The organism is Myxococcus sp. CA039A (assembly GCF_013336645.1).
GTDB classification, from domain to species: domain Bacteria; phylum Myxococcota; class Myxococcia; order Myxococcales; family Myxococcaceae; genus Myxococcus; species Myxococcus llanfairpwllgwyngyllgogerychwyrndrobwllllantysiliogogogochensis.
On sequence record NZ_JABUMQ010000268.1, the window covers coordinates 1 to 16,022 of the forward strand.

At 70.6% G+C, this 16,022-nt stretch carries 15 protein-coding genes and 1 pseudogene; 8 read left to right on the forward strand and 8 right to left on the reverse strand.

Annotation, left to right across the window (positions count from 1 at the left end; all coding sequences use genetic code 11):
- The 3 genes and pseudogenes from HR086_RS34325 to HR086_RS34335 form a co-directional block, all read left to right on the forward strand.
- Positions 1 to 357 (forward strand): annotated as a pseudogene (locus HR086_RS34325) (hypothetical protein); the annotation flags it as partial.
- Between the two features lie 202 nt (positions 358 to 559).
- Entirely contained in the window at positions 560 to 1,186 is a 627-nt protein-coding gene (locus tag HR086_RS34330) for an MXAN_6652 family MXYO-CTERM-anchored protein (protein ID WP_174467746.1), read from the forward strand.
- A gap of 85 nt (positions 1,187 to 1,271) precedes the next feature.
- Complete coding sequence (locus HR086_RS34335) at positions 1,272 to 2,126, forward strand: endonuclease/exonuclease/phosphatase family protein (RefSeq protein ID WP_141649053.1); 855 nt, start codon at positions 1,272 to 1,274, stop codon at positions 2,124 to 2,126.
- Here HR086_RS34335 and HR086_RS34340 read toward each other — a convergent pair.
- Both HR086_RS34340 and HR086_RS34345 read right to left on the reverse strand, forming a co-directional pair.
- Entirely contained in the window at positions 2,105 to 2,656 is a 552-nt protein-coding gene (locus HR086_RS34340; protein WP_174454162.1) for a hypothetical protein, read from the reverse strand. The two genes, HR086_RS34335 and HR086_RS34340, sit on opposite strands and share 22 nt — an antisense overlap.
- Before the next feature lie 112 nt (positions 2,657 to 2,768).
- On the reverse strand, positions 2,769 to 3,152 hold the full coding sequence (locus HR086_RS34345; RefSeq protein WP_174454163.1) for a hypothetical protein: 384 nt from the start codon (positions 3,150 to 3,152) through the stop codon (positions 2,769 to 2,771).
- 160 nt (positions 3,153 to 3,312) lie between these two features.
- On the opposite strand from HR086_RS34345, the gene HR086_RS34350 reads away from it, so the two are divergent.
- Together HR086_RS34350 and HR086_RS34355 are read left to right on the forward strand one after the other, a co-directional pair.
- On the forward strand, positions 3,313 to 4,704 hold the full coding sequence (locus HR086_RS34350) for a hypothetical protein (RefSeq protein WP_174454164.1): 1,392 nt from the start codon (positions 3,313 to 3,315) through the stop codon (positions 4,702 to 4,704).
- Between the two features lie 43 nt (positions 4,705 to 4,747).
- Positions 4,748 to 5,410, forward strand: a complete 663-nt coding sequence (locus HR086_RS34355) for a YdcF family protein (protein WP_141644579.1) — start codon at positions 4,748 to 4,750, stop codon at positions 5,408 to 5,410.
- Here HR086_RS34355 and HR086_RS34360 read toward each other — a convergent pair.
- Positions 5,391 to 6,926 carry a trypsin-like peptidase domain-containing protein gene (locus tag HR086_RS34360; RefSeq protein WP_174460887.1) on the reverse strand — a complete coding sequence of 512 codons (1,536 nt, stop codon included), beginning with the start codon at positions 6,924 to 6,926 and terminating at the stop codon, positions 5,391 to 5,393. The genes HR086_RS34355 and HR086_RS34360 overlap by 20 nt on opposite strands.
- A 167-nt stretch (positions 6,927 to 7,093) precedes the next feature.
- Positions 7,094 to 7,606, reverse strand: coding sequence for a MarR family transcriptional regulator (locus HR086_RS34365; protein WP_174454167.1), 513 nt, complete (start codon positions 7,604 to 7,606; stop codon positions 7,094 to 7,096).
- A gap of 118 nt (positions 7,607 to 7,724) precedes the next feature.
- Between HR086_RS34365 and modA the strand changes: the two genes are divergently transcribed.
- From modA to modC, 3 genes are read left to right on the forward strand one after another with little or no spacing between them, the layout of a single operon-like run.
- Positions 7,725 to 8,486, forward strand: a complete 762-nt coding sequence (modA, locus tag HR086_RS34370; RefSeq protein ID WP_217439538.1) for a molybdate ABC transporter substrate-binding protein — start codon at positions 7,725 to 7,727, stop codon at positions 8,484 to 8,486.
- Positions 8,483 to 9,160 carry a molybdate ABC transporter permease subunit gene (modB, locus tag HR086_RS34375; RefSeq protein WP_174454169.1) on the forward strand — a complete coding sequence of 226 codons (678 nt, stop codon included), beginning with the start codon at positions 8,483 to 8,485 and terminating at the stop codon, positions 9,158 to 9,160. Before modA ends, modB begins: the two co-directional genes overlap by 4 nt.
- Entirely contained in the window at positions 9,133 to 10,227 is a 1,095-nt protein-coding gene (gene modC / locus HR086_RS34380; RefSeq protein ID WP_217442061.1) for a molybdenum ABC transporter ATP-binding protein, read from the forward strand. The genes modB and modC overlap by 28 nt, the downstream gene beginning before the upstream one ends.
- Positions 10,228 to 10,383: 156 nt before the next feature.
- Here modC and HR086_RS34385 read toward each other — a convergent pair whose 3' ends face one another.
- From HR086_RS34385 to HR086_RS34400, 4 genes are all read right to left on the reverse strand, one after another.
- Positions 10,384 to 12,411, reverse strand: coding sequence for a glycosyl hydrolase family 18 protein (locus tag HR086_RS34385; RefSeq protein WP_174467747.1), 2,028 nt, complete (start codon positions 12,409 to 12,411; stop codon positions 10,384 to 10,386).
- Positions 12,412 to 12,606: 195 nt separating this feature from the next.
- Entirely contained in the window at positions 12,607 to 13,770 is a 1,164-nt protein-coding gene (gene nagA / locus HR086_RS34390) for an N-acetylglucosamine-6-phosphate deacetylase (RefSeq protein ID WP_174467748.1), read from the reverse strand.
- Positions 13,770 to 14,807 carry an SIS domain-containing protein gene (locus HR086_RS34395; protein WP_174467749.1) on the reverse strand — a complete coding sequence of 346 codons (1,038 nt, stop codon included), beginning with the start codon at positions 14,805 to 14,807 and terminating at the stop codon, positions 13,770 to 13,772. The genes nagA and HR086_RS34395 overlap by 1 nt, the downstream gene beginning before the upstream one ends.
- Positions 14,804 to 15,589 (reverse strand): GntR family transcriptional regulator, encoded by a 786-nt coding sequence (locus tag HR086_RS34400; RefSeq protein ID WP_246137350.1) that lies wholly within the window; start codon positions 15,587 to 15,589, stop codon positions 14,804 to 14,806. The genes HR086_RS34395 and HR086_RS34400 overlap by 4 nt, the downstream gene beginning before the upstream one ends.
- Positions 15,590 to 16,022: the final 433 nt, after the last annotated feature.

Below are 16,022 nucleotides of genomic sequence, written 5' to 3' on the forward strand. Positions count from 1 at the left end.
GACGCGGGTTGGGCGGGGGTCATCGACCAGGTGCAGGTGAAGGGGATGCCGAAGCTGGACGAGTTCGTGTTCTTCCACCGGCCCACTGGCACGGTGCTGCTCACGGACCTGGCGTTCAACTTTCACCAGACGGGCTCCTGGCTCACGCGCACGTATCTGAAGCTCTGTGGCGCGTGGCAGCGGCTTGCGCCCACGTTCATCACCAAGGCGGTGGTGAAGGACCGGGCGGCGGTGAAGGCGTCGCTGGAGCGGGTGCTCGCGTGGGACGTGAAGCAGGTGGTGGTGTGCCACGGAGACGTGCAGGAGACGGGCGCGCGCGAGGCACTGCGCGAGGCGTTCCACCGGCTCGCGGGCTGAGGGCTCACACGGTGTTGGCGATACACGGGCGACGCGAGGGCCTTGGCGCGGGTCGCCGCCGACCCTTTTTGATACCGGCTATCTGGAGTCCTCTCGCGTGGATGCAACGCGAGCGTCACACCCTGACGGATGCTGGGAAGCGTTGGCGCGTCGCGCTATGACGTGCTCTCCATTTTTCATGGGTTTTCCACCTGGAGGCTTCATGCGGTCGTTTCTTCCGTCTCTCGGAGTGGCTGGCGCGCTGACGGCGTGCCTCGTCTCCGGCTCCGCCCTCGCCTACGCCACCGGCCAGACGGGCCACAGCGGCAAGGACAGCTCGCTGACGTGCGCGAGCTCGATGTGCCACTCGACCACGGGTGCCAAGCCCACCGTGACCCTCGAGGGACCCGCGTCCCTCGAGCCCGGCCAGACGGGCACCTACGCCCTCGTCATCACCGGCGGCCCCGGCGTTCGCGGCGGCTTCAACGTGGCCACGGATGGCTCCGCCACCCTCACCGCCGGCTCCGGCTCCAAGAAGGTCTCCGGCGAGCTCACCCACACCCAGCCCAAGGCCTTCACCAGCGGCACGGTGCGCTTCGACTTCACCCTCGTCGCCCCGTCCACCGGCGCCACGCTCACCCTGTTCGGCGCGGGCAACTCGACCAACGGCAACAACGAGGACACCGGTGACGCGTCCAACACCGCCACCCTCAAGGTGAAGGTCGGCGACGGCGGCGACGGCGGCGGTGGTGAGGACGACGGCGGTGGCTGCGCCGCGGCCGGTGGCGTGCCCCTCCTGGGCGCAGCCCTGCTGCTGCTCGGCGCACGTCTGCGCCGCCGCGACGCGTAAGCGGCTGGCTGCTCCTCAATCAGGCACCTGGGGGGCGGGGAGACAGTGAGCGACGGCGCGGCCTAACATCCCGCCCTCGCTCTCCATGCACCTCCGCCTCCTCTCCCTGCTGCTCATGCTGGGGCCGCTCGCGTGTGCGACAGGCCCCGGTCTCCTCCCCCCGGAAGTCCCGCTCGCCGCCGTACACCGCGAGCCCGGGACGCTGCGGGTGATGACCTTCAACATCCAGTCCGGTGCCCGTGGACTCGATGGCGTGGCCCGCGTCATCCGCGCCTCCGTGCCGGACCTCGTCGCGCTCCAGGAGGTCGACGTCGGCTCCAGGCGCGCCGGCGGCATCGATCAGGTGGAGGCCCTCTCCCGCCTCACCGGCCTGCCTCACCGCGCCCACTTCCGCACCACGGACCTGCATGGCGGCGCCTACGGCATCGCCATCCTGTCGCGCTTCCCACTGGAGTCGCTCGCGCAGTACCCGCTGCCCGTGCCCTCGGGCGCGGAGCCGCGCACGCTCGCGCACGCCGTCGTGTCCGTGGATGGCCGCGAGGTGAGCGTCTACCTCACGCATCTCATCCGCCGCCCCTTCAACAACGCCACGCGCCTGCGCCAGAGCGGCTACGTGGCCCGACTGCTCGCCCAGGACTCCCGGCCTCGACTGCTCCTGGGTGACCTCAACGACGACCCGGACTCGCAATCGGTGCGCCTGCTGCGCCGCGATTTGCGCGACGTCGTCGCCGCCACCGGCGGAGCCAGGGGCACCTACCCGATGCCCCTGTTCCTGCCCACGCTGCGCATCGACTATGTGCTGGCCTGTGATGCCTTCACGCCCGTGGCCAGCCGCGTGCTGCGGGTCGCCGCGTCGGACCACTACCCCGTCGTCGCGGACCTGCGGCTGGACGTGCTCCCTCCCACGGACGCGGAAGGTCAGCTCACGTTGAAGCGGTAGAGCACGTCCGGGTCTCCCCGGCTGTAGCCCTTGAGGACCTCGTGCTTCAGGTCCTTCGCGCCGAGCACCGTCAGGCCGCCCCACGCGAAGCCCATCACCGACAGCTCGAAGTACACGTGCGGCTTGGGCACCTTGATGATGTGCAGGTCCGTGTGGCCCGCGCCCGGCAGCACCTCCAGCTCGCCCTCGGTGAAGTAGCCCTTCCAGATGCCGGGCGTGAAGAAGAGGAAGCGGCGGAAGTCACCCGGGCTGAACATCGCCTTGAGCTGCCCCTGGCCCAGCGCGTACTCGGCGGACTTGATGCCGAACTGCCACCACGCGTTGGGGTCTCCTCCGTAGAAGCGCTGGAGCAGCTCCTCGTTGAGCCGCAGGAACGCATCCACCGGAATGCGCGTCACCGGGAGGACGGGCTGCGCGAAGACGGGCTCCTTCTTCTTGATGTCCGCGATGAAGTCCTTCCACGCCTTCTCGCCGTGGGACTGCATCGCCATCTGCTGTCGCGCCAGGAACGCCACGCCTTTGACTTCCATCCGTGTGCCTCCACTGCCTGACCCCGCGCGGGGCCGCGCTCGGGGGAGTCCGTCCCGGCTTCCACGGGAAGGATAGGGTGCGACAACGTCGCGCGCAGGCGACGCCTGCCTGCTACTCGAGCTGAAGACCGCAGTCGGCGCAGGCTCCGGCGACCAGGGGCGCCACGGTGCCGCAGGCCGGACACGGCGGCTCACCGTCCTCCGTCGCGGGCAATGCGAAGGGCGAGGCGCCGTCCGCCAGCACGCCCTCGCGCTGGATGCTGTCCATCCAACGTTGCTGGAGCAGCGTCGCCACGCGCAGGCCGTCCTCGGGGCGCACCAGCACCTGGAACTTCGGGCTGCACCCGGGCTTCGCGCACGCCTCGCGGTGTACCAGCGCGGGGACGTCCGCCTCCAGACAGGCCTCCACCAGCCGCCGGGCGTCCGCCAGCGCCATCTCCGCGCACGGCACCAACTCCACGTCCGACAGCACCTTCGTCACTTCATCCTGGGTCATCACCTGTCGGATTGGAGCCCACGCATGGGCCCTCCGTCCAGCGGCGAGCCGTCTTCTCGGACTCGAGGGCACCTCGCGCCCGCCAGGTCGCATCCCCACCCTGCCCGTCACTTCTTCGAGATTCCACGGGCCTGTACGGGGCGGGTGGGGGCACGACGCAATGCTTCATGGGGCACGGGGCAGCAGGGCCTGCCAGGCGCTGGCGTTGCTGGTCATGGCCTGTCAGCAGTCCGAGGCGGTGGGCCCGAGTCCCTCCGTCGAGAGCCCGCCGGCCGTCGTGCGCGCCCCACAGGCAGGGTCGCTGACGGGAAGGACGCGCTGGCTGCGCGCCTTGACGGGCGCGGGCCGGGAGTCCGCGGTGGGGCTCGCGCACGACACGCGCGGCAACCTGGTGCTGGCCCTCGATTCGGAGGACGCGGTGGCGGACCTCTTCGGTCCGTTGCTGGTACCCGCTTCCGGAACCGCCGCGCCAAAGACCTTCGGCGTGGCGAAGTACGGCACGGGGGGAGAGCGGATGTGGTCCGTCTCCCTGCCGGGCTTCGCGGAGGTCGTCGCGGTGAGCTCCCGCGGACACGTGTTCGTCGCGGGCCGCAATCCGGCGGGCGCGGACCTGGGCGGAGGGCCTCTGCCGGCGGGACGCTTCCTGCTCAAGCTGGGACGGGAGGGAGACTTCGTCTGGGCTCGGAGTCTGGTGTCGCTGGGCGTCTCGCCCGACTTCGTCCTCCAGCGCGCGGAGGTGGACCTGCTGGGCAACGTGGTGCTGGCGGGCACGCTTCCCGACGCGAAGCTCGGCGGGGTTGCCGCGCTGGTGAAGGTGGACGCGAGGGGCGGCTACTTGTGGACGTACGCGCACCCGGAGCCGGGAGCGGCCACCGGCGTGGCGGCGGACCGCGAGGGCTCCCTCTACGTCACGGGGCTGCTGCATCCCCCGCGCTCGCCGGTGACGCTCGACGCGCAGCCGTTCCTGCTCAAGCTGGACCCTCGCGGGCGCCCGCTGTGGGAGCGACGACTCGACACTGCGTCCGGCGGGGCCACCGGGGTGGCGGTGCACGGCGACCGCGTGCTGGTGACGGGCGCGTTCTCCGAACCGCTGACGTTCGAGGGGAAGACGCACGAAGTGGAGCCGGGCGGGAGCGAGGCCTTCGTGGCCGCGTTCGACCGGGAGGGCACACCGCGCTGGGCTCGGGCCTTCGGCTTCCAGGGGCTGGGCATCGCGATGGACGAGCACGACGGCGCCGTCGTCGTGGGCCGCTACGCACACGGTGACGACCTGGGCGCGGGGGCCGTGGTGGGCGCGCCGGGCAGCACGCTCAATCTCTTCATGGTGAAGCTGGACCGCGTGGACGGTGGGGTGCGCTGGGCGCGAGGCTTCGCCATGGCGCCGTCGGGCGTCGGAGAGGTCTCCGAGGAGCGCTTCTTCGTCTCGTCGTCGAAGAAGGGGGCGAGCGCCTTGCTGGGCACGCGGCTCTCCGCGATGGAGTTCGGGACGGTGGCGCTGGGCGAGCCCGGAGGCGGTGGGCGGGAGCTGTTCCTCGGAGGCTTCGAGCCTTGAGGAAAGTCGTCGAGGCGGGCTGCGCGCGGCTAACGTGCGGCTCGTGCCTCCAACTTCGCTGAGCGCGCGGCCCGGACGCGTGCGTCGACTGCTCGTGGTGTCCGTGGGTGTGGCGTCGTGCGGCGTGTTCGGCCTGGCGTGGGTGGTGGACCGCTTTGGGCAGCGCGAGCGCGCGGAGCCCTCCGACGCCGTGGTGGTGCTGGGCGCGCGCGTGCTGGCGGGCGGGGTGCCGTCCGGCGCGCTGCGGGCCCGCACGGAGAAGGCGGTGGAGCTGTACCGACGTGGCGTGGCGCCCCGGCTCGTCTTCTCCGGTGGCGTGGGTGTGCATCCGCCCTCGGAGGCGCGGGTGATGCTGACGCTCGCGACCCAACTGGGCGTCCCCGAGGAGGCGTGCGTGCTGGAGGAGTCGAGCCACTCCACGGAGGACAACGCCCGCCTGACGGCGAAGCTGCTGCGTGAGTTGGGCGCGCGGCGCGTGGTGGTCGTCTCCGACCCGTACCACCTGCTGCGCGCGCGGCAGTACTTCCGGCTCAATGGCTTCGAGGTGAGCACGAGCCCCGCGCTGGAGACCGAGCGCAACCTGCACTGGGTGGACCGCTTCTACTGGACGGTGCGCGAGGCCGTCGCGCTGGTGCTGCACCCTCGCGTGTTGTGGGCCCGCGCGCCTGGGGACGCGGGGCCGGACGTCACGACTCCGGCGCGGTGAGCGCGCGCAGCTCGCGCCGGCCTCCGGGCACCGCCACGCGCAGCAGCACGGACTCGCCCGGCTCGGCCTCTTTCAGCACGCGCGCCAGGTCCGTCGCCCGTCGCACGGGTTGGCCTCGCGCCTCCACCACCACCATGCCCGGCAGCAACCCGGAGCGCTCGGCGCTGGAGCCCGGCACCACGTCTGTCACCAACGCGCCCGCGCGCGGCAGCTCCTGCGCTCGCGAGAGCCTGGGGTCCATGTCCGACAGGCTCAGTCCCACGCGCTGGTGCGGCGGCTCCGCGTGCTCCTCCGGCGGCTTGCGCGAGGCCACGCCCTCCAGGTCCGGCCGCGTGCCCAGCTTCGCCTTCAGCTCCGTCTTCTTCCCACCTCGGTACACGGTGAGCGGCAGCTCGGAGCCCGGCGCCTTGAGCGCCACCGTGCGCGTGAGGGCGCGGCCAGAGGTGACGGGGCGTCCCCCCGCCGCGACGATGATGTCATCCGGCTTCAGCCCGGCCTCGGCGGCGGGCGTGCCTTCGTTTACCTCGGTGACGATGGCGCCCTCGCCCTTGGACACCCCCAGCGCGCTGCCCAGGTCCGCCGTCAAATCCTGCACGGCGACGCCCAGCCAGCCCCGCGTGACGGCGCCATCCTTCTCCAACTGGGGCAAGAGCTCCTTCACGAGCGTGCTGGGCACGGCGAAGCCGATGCCGGAGCCCTGGCCGACGATGGCCGTGTTGATGCCCACCACCTCGCCGTGGAGGTTGAACAGCGGCCCGCCGGAGTTGCCCGGGTTGATGGCGGCGTCCGTCTGGAGGAAGTCGTCGAAGGGCCCCACCTGGATGTCGCGGGCCTTGGCGGAGACGATGCCCAGGCTGACGCTGGAGGCGAGTCCAAAGGGGTTGCCGATGGCCACCACCCAATCGCCCACGCGCAGCGCGTCCGAGTCGCCCAGCTTCACCACCGGGAGCCCCTTCACATCTCCCTTGAGCTGGAGCACCGCCACGTCCGTGAGCGGGTCTGTCCCCAGCACCTTCGCGTCCAGCTCGCGTCCGTCGGGAAACTGAACGCGTATCTCCGTGGCATCCGCCACCACGTGGTTGTTGGTGAGCACCAACCCCCGAGCGTCGATGACGAAGCCGGAGCCCAGGCCCTGGCGCGGCCCTTCCTCACGCGGGTCCTCGAACGGAGAACCAAAGGGCATGCCGCCGCCGAACGGAGCGCCCGGTCCCCCTCCATTCCAGGGAGAGCCCCGACGAGGGCCGCGCGCGGGTGAGGCCTCTCGCACCTCCACGTTGACGACGGCCGACTTCACCGACTCCACCAGCGGCGCGATGGACGCGAGCGCCCCGCGCATGTCCGGCGGCATCGGCTGCTTCGCGGGAGCCGTGCCCTCCGGAGCCGCCTCGGGTGACGGCGCCGCGGGCTCCTGCCGCGCGGAGGGCGGCGGGGCGGGCGGCGCTTCTTCCTGCTCCCGGCGGCAGCCCGCGAGTGTCAGGACCAGGCCCACGGCCACGACGCGTCTGCTTCCCTTCATCGCGTTCCTCCCCTCGCATCAACGCCGCGCTGCCATGGTGCGGAAGTCGTCCGTCGGAAGAAGCACCGGGCCCTGCCGGCGCGAAAGACGCCGCGTGTCACTTGAGGTGGGGCCCCTGGCGGGAGAAGGCACGAGGAAGCGGGCCTTGCTCGCCCGCTCCACGGGCTTCAGGCCGAGCGCTCGCGCGCTGTCGTCGCGGCGCTCGGAGGCCCCAGCGTGTCCATCCGGCGCAGCAGCTTCTCCAGGATGCGGAAGAGCGCCTTGCGGTCGACGCCGTCGAGGATGGAGAGCAGCTGCCCCATGCCCTGCGTCATGAAGCGCTCGAGCCGCTGGTAGGTCTGCAAGCCGTCGGGCGTGAGCCGACAGCGGACCACGCGGCGGTCGGCCGCGCTGCGCTCGCGCATCAGGTGGCCCTCGCGCTCCAGCCGGTCGACGAGCCCGGTGACGGTCTTCTCGGTGACGCCCAGTCGGCGAGCAAGCTCGCCCATCGTGAGCGAGCCGTCCTGGCCGAGCCAGAGCAGCGCATGCACCTGCGGGGGCGTGAACTGGAGCTGCTCGCAGGTGCTGGCGATGGGGTCACGGAGCGAACGGCGCCGGCCCAGCGCGAGCAGGAGCTGCTGAAGCTTCAGCACGTCCGCCGAGATGTCCTCATCCTCTTTAGGGTGGATATTCCGTGACACGGAGTATGGCTTAGCGGGCAGGGCCCCACGGGTCAACCCGTTGTCACGGCGTGGGCAGCCGTGCGGACAATGCGCTCCCCGTTGGGGGGAGCAAGAGGAGCGTCCAGGAGTGCGTACCATGTCCAGGCTGTGCGTGCTGACCCTGATGCTCCTGGGAGGAGCCGCGAACGCCGAAGAAGGGCTCGTCTTCGCCGCGGCCAGCACCACGGACGTGCTCCAGGAGCTGCGGCCCGCCTTCACGAAGGCCACGGGGCATTCAGTGGTGTTGGCGCTGGGCTCGTCTGGAGACCTGGCACGTCAGGCGATGGCGGGAGCTCCGGCGGATGCCTTCCTCTCGGCGGATGTGGCGAGGATGGAGGCCGTCCAGAAAGCGGGTCTGGTGCAACCCGGGACGCGAGTCGACCTGTTGTCCAACCGGCTGGTGGTCGTCATCCCGCTCGACTCGAAGCGGAAGCTCGTCGGGCCGGAGTCACTGAAGGGGTTGAAGCGGCTGGTGTTGGCGGACCCCGCCATCGTCCCCGCGGGGGTGTACGCGAAGGCGTGGCTGGAGAAGGCGGGGCTGTGGAAGGACCTGGCGCCCCGGGTGGTGCCGGCGCTGGATGTACGGGCCGCGCTGGCGGCGGTGGAGGCGGGCCGCGTGGATGCGGGTGTGGTGTATGCGACAGACGCGGCGCAGTCGAAGAAGGTGCGCGTGGCCTTCGAGGTCCCCGCGACGGACGCGCCCCGCATCGTCTATCCGGTGGCGGCGCTGACGAAGGGCAAGGCACCCGAGGTCGGCCGGGCCTTCGTGCGCTTCCTCCAGTCCGAGCCCGCGAAAGCGGCCTTCCAGCGACATGGCTTCGTCGTGCTCGCTCCAGATGGTGGAGAGTCCGCGAAGTGACGGACGACACGACGGGACTGGTGCTCTTCACGGTGACGGTGGCGGCGGTGGCCACGCTCATCATCCTTCCGCCCGGAGTGGCGGCGGCGTACGCGCTCGCGCGCTGGCGAGGCCCGGGGCGGGGCGTGGTGGACACGGTGCTCGCGCTGCCGCTGGTGCTTCCTCCGACGGCGGTGGGCCTGGTGTTGCTGGAACTCCTGGGCCGCAATGGTCCGTTGGGACGTTTGCTGGATGCGGTGGGCGTGGAGGTGGTCTTCACGCCCGGGGCGGTGGTGCTGGCCAGCGCGGTGATGGCGTTCCCGTTGCTGGTTCGCTCGGCGCGCTCGGGCTTCGAGGAGGTGGACCCGAGACTGGTGGCGGTGGCGCGCACGTTGGGGGACTCGCGGGCACGGGCGTTCTTCCGAGTGACACTGCCCCTGGCGTGGCGCGGGGTGGCGGTGGGCGCGCTCCTGGCCTTCTCTCGCGCGCTGGGTGAGTTCGGCGCGACGGTGCTGGTGGCGGGGAACATCCCCGGGCGCACGCAGACGTTGTCGCTCGCCATCTTCCAGTACACGCAATTGGGGCAGGACGCGCAGGCGCTCCGGTTGGCGGGTGTGGCGGCGCTCCTGGCCTTCGTGGCGGTGTATGCCACGGAGGGGCTGACGCGATGGCGGGGACGGCGGGTGAGCGCGTGAGCCTGGAGTTGTCCGTGCGCTTGCCGCTGGCGCGCTTCGCGCTGGAGGTCGACGTGCGGTTGGAGGGCGCGTCGGTGGCGGTGCTGGGCCGCTCGGGCTCCGGGAAGACGTCGCTGCTGGAGATTCTCGCGGGGCTTCGACGCGGCGCGCGCGGGCGAGTCGTCGTGGGCGGGCGCGTGCTTCTGGACAGCGCAGCGGGCGTGGACATGGCGCCGGAGGCACGGCGCATGGGGTACGTGCCGCAGGACGCGCTGTTGTTCCCGCACCTCACGGCGGAGCAGAACGTGCGCTATGGCGCGCGCGCGGGCCGGCCGTCGCGTGTCGAGGAAGCCGTGGCGCTGCTGGAGTTGGGGCCGCTGCTGCACCGTTATCCGGCCACGTTGTCGGGAGGCGAGAAGCAGCGCGTGGCGCTGGCGCGAGCGCTGGCCACCGACCCGGCGCTGTTGTTGCTCGACGAGCCGCTGGCCGCGCTGGACGTGACGCTGAAGGAGCGCGTGCTGCCGTACCTCTTGCGCGTGCGGGACGAAGCGCGCGTGCCGATGTTGTACGTGACGCATCAGCTTGGCGAGGCGCGGGTGCTGGCGAAGGAAGCCCTGCTGCTGGAGGACGGGCTCGTGCGAGCGGCGGGGCCCGCGTCCGAGGTGCTCGGTGCGTCCGCGCGCGGACTGCTGGCTGCGGAGTCCGAGGGTGAGGAGAACATCCTCGAAGGCGTGCTGGAGCGACCGTCCGAGGGTGGCACCCGGTTGCGGGTGACGGAAGGCTTGTCGCTCTGGGTTCCCGATGCACCGGAGTTACCGCCAGGCACGAGAGCGGCCTACGCGGTGCCAGCCGAGGACATCCTGTTGTCCATGGGGCCGCTGTCGGGCGTGTCCGCGCGCAACGTGCTGGCGGGCACCGTGGTGGGCGTGGAGGGCGCTGGGGCGGGGGAGGCCGCGGCCACGGTGGACATCGCGGGCACGCGATGGGTGGTGCGACTCACCGAGGCCTCGGTGCGTGAGCTGGGCGTGGCCTCGGGAGTCCGTGTGCATCTGGCGGTGAAGACCGCCGCGTGTCGCCGGTTGCGGTGAGCGCTGGGGCTCGGCTGCTCGCGAGAGACATGCCGAGGTGCGTTCGCCGGATTCCGGCCCGCCTCGCAATCCACGGCCTGTTCACCCCAGGGAGACGAGACACCGGACCGGGTGTCCCGTCCCCTGGAAGCGGGCTGTCACAACAGACGAACAGGCTCAGTGCAGGCGCTGGTAGAGGACGTCGACGAGGGTTCCGTCGTCGCCGCTCAGCTCCCAGAACATCGCGCCGCCCAGGTTCTTGCTCAGGATGTAGTCGGACTTCGCGTGGAGCGTCTGCGGGTCGTCATACGCAATCCACACGCCGGTGGACGGGCTGTAGACGTAGGCCTGCTTCGCCTCGGGGTGGGTGAACTTGGTGTACCCGGAGCCGGCGCGCTCGTAGTTGGCCTTCACGTCCTTGTAGTCGAACACGCCCGTCAGGCCGGACTGACCATCATCCCAGGTGCCGCGCGTTGGCACGCCGCTCTGGAACAGGCCGTTGTTCACGTTCGGTACGCCGCCCCAGCCACGGCCGTAGAACGGAACACCGACGACAATCTTGTTCGGCGCGACGCCCAGTTCGAGCATCTTCGCCACCGAGCCGTCCGTGTAGAAGCCCGTGTTCGCCATCGGGTCCCCCGTCACTCGGTTGAGCGCCGAGTGGAAGTTCACCGTGCTCTCGAAGGCGCCGTGATAGTCGTAGCTCATCACGTTGATCCAATCGAGGATGTTGGACAGGTTCTTCGTCTCCTGCTTGTTCGCGAGCAGGTCCGGCGACGCGCCCGTGGCGATGGTGAGCAGGTACGGCTTGCCCGTCTGCGTCGTCACCGCGTTGAGCTGGCTGCGGAACTCCGCCATCAACAGCGTGTAGTTCTGCTTGTCCGCCGGGCTGTTGGTGTTGCCGGGCAGGCCGCCGCCCACCGGGTACTCCCAGTCGATGTCGATGCCGTCGAAGACGCCCGCGCCATTCACCGGGTCCACGCCGGGGTACTGGCCCTTGATGAACAGGTCGACGCAGGACTTCACGAACGCCGTGCGGGACGCCGCCGAGGCCGCCACCTGTGAGAAGTACTTCGACCACGTCCAGCCACCGACGGAGATGAGCACCTTGAGGTGCGTCTGCGTCCGCTTCAGCTCCTTGAACGCGCGGAAGTTGCCGCGCAGCTGTCCCGGGTCCCACTCGCCCGCCCAGCCGCCGCCCTTGTCGATGTCCGCGAACACGTCACCGAGCACGCACCTGCCATCCGCGGAGATGTTGGAGAACGCGTAGTTGATGTGCGTCAGCTTGGCCGCGGGGATGTGGGAGACCTGGTAGTTGCGGCCGTAGATGCCCCACTGGGTGAAGTACCCCACGATGCGCTTGCTCGGGTTGCCGCCGGGAATCGCCACCGTGACGGGGACCTCGCGGGTCCCCACGTTGCCGGCCGCGTCGAAGGCCCTGAAGACGTAGTTGTAGGAGCCGTTCTGCCCGGAGCTGGAGAAGCTGCGCGTGAAGCTGTTGCCCGTGGCCACCACGGTGCCGTTCTCCAGCAATTCCACCCGCGACACGCCCACGTTGTCCGTGGCGGTGGCCGTCAGCGTGACGGAGCCCGGGGCGGTGATGTTCGTGGTGCTGGCATTCAGCGTGACGGTGGGCGCGGTGGTGTCACCGGGAATGGTGATGGCCACCGTGACGCTGACTTGCTGCGTGCCCACGTTGCCGGCCGCGTCGAAGGCCCTGAAGACGTACGTATAGGTGCCGTTCTGCGCGGAGCCGGAGAAGTTGCGCGTGTAGCTGTTGCCCGTGGAGACGACGGTGCCGTTCTCCAGCAGCTCCACGCGGGACACACCCACGTTGTCCGTGGCGGTGGCCGTCAGCGTGAGCGAGCCCGGCGCGGTGATGTTCGTCGCGCTGGCATTCAACGTGACGGCGGGCGCGGTGGTGTCACCGCCTCCCGAGGGCCCCAGGTCCAGCCACAGGGCCGCGACGGCCGGAGGCGTCCAGTCCGCCTGTGACGTGTGCGGCTGACGGCACTGGTAGAGCCGGCCGCCGTAGGTGACCTGCGCCCCCACCGCATAGGCGACGCCCACCGCCCACTCCGCGAGGAGCGGGGCCTTCATCACGCTGCCCGGTCCCTCACCCTGTGAGGAGGAAACGTCCTGTCCACAACCGCTCGCGGACAGGGCTGTCACCATCAGTCCAATGAACCACTTGCTGCGACGCATGCGTGCTCTCCTCGGTGCGAGCCCCACGCGCACCGCGCGTCGTTCACGCGGGGTCGACTCGGGAACTCGTTTCCAGGAGGGAGGCTTGGACCTATTTTTCCGGGTTAATGCCTTGCAGCATCAGGATGCGAAAGGAATGTGAGGCTTTGCGGTGGACGGTGTGGATGGAAGAACACGCGCCCGCCGGAAGCGGCCTCAGTGCCACTGTTCGATTCCACCCACCCACGTGGCCTGCACGGAGAGGTCCTCGCGCAGCAAGGTGAGGTCCGCGCGATGTCCGGCGGCGAGCATGCCCAGTCGCCCCTCCAACCCGAGCACCTGCGCGGGATAGAGAGACGCCATGCGCAGCGCTTCCTCCAGCGGAACACCCAGCAGATGGATGCAGTTGCGCACCGCCGCTGACATGTCGATGTCCGCGCCCGCCAGCGTCCCATCCTCCGTCACGAGCCGACCGTCCCGGCGCAGGATGGTGTGGCCGTACAGCGTGAAGGTGGTCTCGTGGGTTCCCACGGGAGGCATCGCGTCCGTGACGAGCAGGACCTTGCCGCGGGGCTTGGCCTTCAAGAGCTGGCGCAGGTTCGCGGGGTGGACGTGGTGGCCGTCGACGATGACGCCGCACCACGCCTCGTCGGCGCTGAAGCCGGCCAGCACCGGGCCGGGCTGGCGATTGAGCACCGGGGGCATCGCGTTGAACAGGTGCGTGAAGCCGCGCACGCCCGCCGCGATGGACTCCAGGGTCCGCTCGAAGCTCGCCGCTGTGTGGCCCGCGAACAACACGGCTCCGGCGTCGCTGAGGCGTCGCAGGAAGGTGTCCTCCACGCGCTCCGGTGCCAGGGTCATCAGGAGCCGTCCGCCCGCGCTGGACAGGCGCTCGGCGAGCGCGGTGAGGGACTCGAGGTCGCTCGCCTCGGGCTGACGGATGTAGCGCGGCGCGTGGACGCCGGCGCGCTCGGGGCTGATGAAGGGGCCTTCCAGGTGGATGCCGAGCACCCCACCGCCGGGACGGGCCATCGCCTCGGAGGCCGCCTCGCAGGCGCGCGCGGTGAGGCCGGGCGCGTCGGTGATGAACGTGGGGAGCAGGCCCGTGGTCCCCGTGCGCCGCATCGTCGTGGCGATGGCGAGCGCCGCGTCGACGGTGGGCGACTCGTTGAACAGCACGCCGCCCGCGCCGTTGACCTGGAGGTCGATGAAGCCCGGGACGAGCAGGGACTCGGAGGGCAGGGTGCGCGCGGTGACGCCCACGGGGGCTTCATGTCGTGGCACCACGGCGACGATGCGCTCGGCTTCGAGCACCACCGCGTGCCCGTCGAGAATGTGCTCCCCGGTGAACACGCGGGCACCCAGCAGGACCTGTCTCATCACACGGTCTCCGTCACCTTGCGCAGATGGGCGGGGGCATCGGGGTCCAACCCGCGCGCCGTGGCCAGCCGGTGGACCGCCAGGTAGAAGCTCTGCACCTGGCACAGCGGGGCCAGCGCCACCGGCACCCCGGGCACGGTGGGAAGTGTCACGGCGCCGGGGACGGGGAGCACGGAGCGCACGTCAGCGCCCAGCTCCAGCATGCGGCGCACCACGCCGCGTGTCCCCTCCGCTGAACCGTCCTCCTGTCCCAGCGCGAGCACGGGGAAGCCCGGCCGCACGAGGCCGAGCGGTCCGTGAAGCACCTCCGCCGCGCTGAACGCCTCGGCGTGCAGTCGGCACGTCTCCTTGAGCTTCAACGCCAGCTCGAGCGCGGCGCCGAGCCCGCTGCCCCGACCGACGACGTAGAGACTCTGGGCCGGGGTCAGGGTCTCCAGCCCGGGCCACCAGTCGTGCGCGCGCGCCGCGTCCAGTGCCTCCGGGAAGGCGGCCACCGCTTCGCGCAGCCTCCCATCCGAGGACCAGTGCGCCACCAGTCGCAGGAAGGCGAGGCCGGAGAGCAGATAGGACTTGGTGGCGGCGACGCTCCGCTCAGGGCCCGCGCCCAGCGGGAGGCTCACGTCGCACAGCGCGCTCAAGGGCGCGGCGGGCTCGTTGACGAAGCCGACGACGAGCGCACCTCCCGCGCGCGCCGCCTCCGTCATCCGCAGCAGGTCGGGACTGCGCCCGGACTGGGAGACGGCGATGAAGAGCGCGTCGCGCAAGTCCAGCGCGTGCGCGCCGTAGATGGACGCCACGCTGGGGCCCACCGAGGCGACAGCGCGTCCGAGCGTCGTCTCGATGAGGTACTTGCCGTAGACGGCCGCGTGGTCCGAGCTGCCCCGTGCGCAGGTGACGACGAAGCGCGGAGGATGGCGGCGCAGGCGCTCACCCAGCTCCGCGAAGGCATCCTCTCCGTGGGACAACTGGAGCCGAGCGACGTCCGCGGCCTGCGCGGCCTCGCGCGCCATGATGGGAAGGTGCGCTGACGGGGTCATCGGTTCGGCTCCTGGGGCCCGGCGCCCCCGCTCATGTTCAGCTCCACGACGAAGTCATAGGCGTCGCCCCGGTACTGCGAGCGCACCAGCTCCAGCGGCGTGCCGTCTTCCATCAGCGTGCGGCGCTCGATGTAGAGCGCCGCCGCGCCTTCCGGCACGCGCAGGTGCTCCGCCTGCTCGGCGGTGAGCCGCACCGCCGTCAACCGCTGGAGCGCGCGAAACGGCGTGAAGCCCCGGCTCCGCAGCACTCCGTACAGTGAGCCCTCCACCGTGCGAGGGTCCGGCAGGAAACGCGTGGGGATGACGGCGAGCTCCAGCGCCATGGGCGTCTCGTTGGCCGTGCGCAGCCGGTGCAGCCGGCTCACCGTCGCTCCCGGACTCAGCCCGAGCGACATCGTCTCTTCCGGCGTCGCCACCGTCACCACGCGCTGGAGCCACACCGAGCCCGCCGACAGTCCGCGCGAGGCCATGTCGTCGGAGAAGCTCGTCAACGAGGACAGTCGCTGCTCCACGTACGGCACGCGATTGACGAACGTGCCCGCGCCTTGTCGCTGCTGGAGCAGTCCTTCCGTCTGGAGCTCGCGCAGCGCCTTGCGCACCGTGACGCGCGAGACGCCGAACCGCTCCACCAACTCCCGCTCCCCGGGGAGCGCATCCAGGTGTCCGAGCTGCCCACCGACGATGAGTCCTCGCAGGTGCCGCGCGAGCTGGAGATAGAGCGGCATCGGCAGCGCGTTTGAAATCGCGCCCTTGTCGAAAGGGTCGGCTCTACGTGGGTCCACCGACATCGCTCCTCTCAGGTGTCGAACCAGTCGGATACCACTATAGCACCAGCCAGTATTCCCGACCAACCAGAAAGCTCGGTCAGCCAGCTATCCCAAGTGGCTGAATGTCCTGGGGAATATCGGCATGGATGAAGTCGCATGTCGCACTGCGTCTCTGGAAAAAGCCGACTACTCCTTGAAATCCGGATTTTTGCTGGTATTGTCATTGAGTCCAGTTTGATACCAGTTGTTGCCGGGGGGCACAGTCATGGCGGAGGAGACGGAGCACATGGCTCGTCGTTTCCAGGGGTTGGACACCTGGGGGACGGCCGAGACGCTGGAGGCGCTCTGGGGCGGTCAGTCCCGGGCGGTGGCGGCCTGCCTGTCCGCGTTGCCGGCGTTGGGCGCGGCGGTGGAGGCCACGGTCGACCGGCTGGCGAGGGGCGAGGGG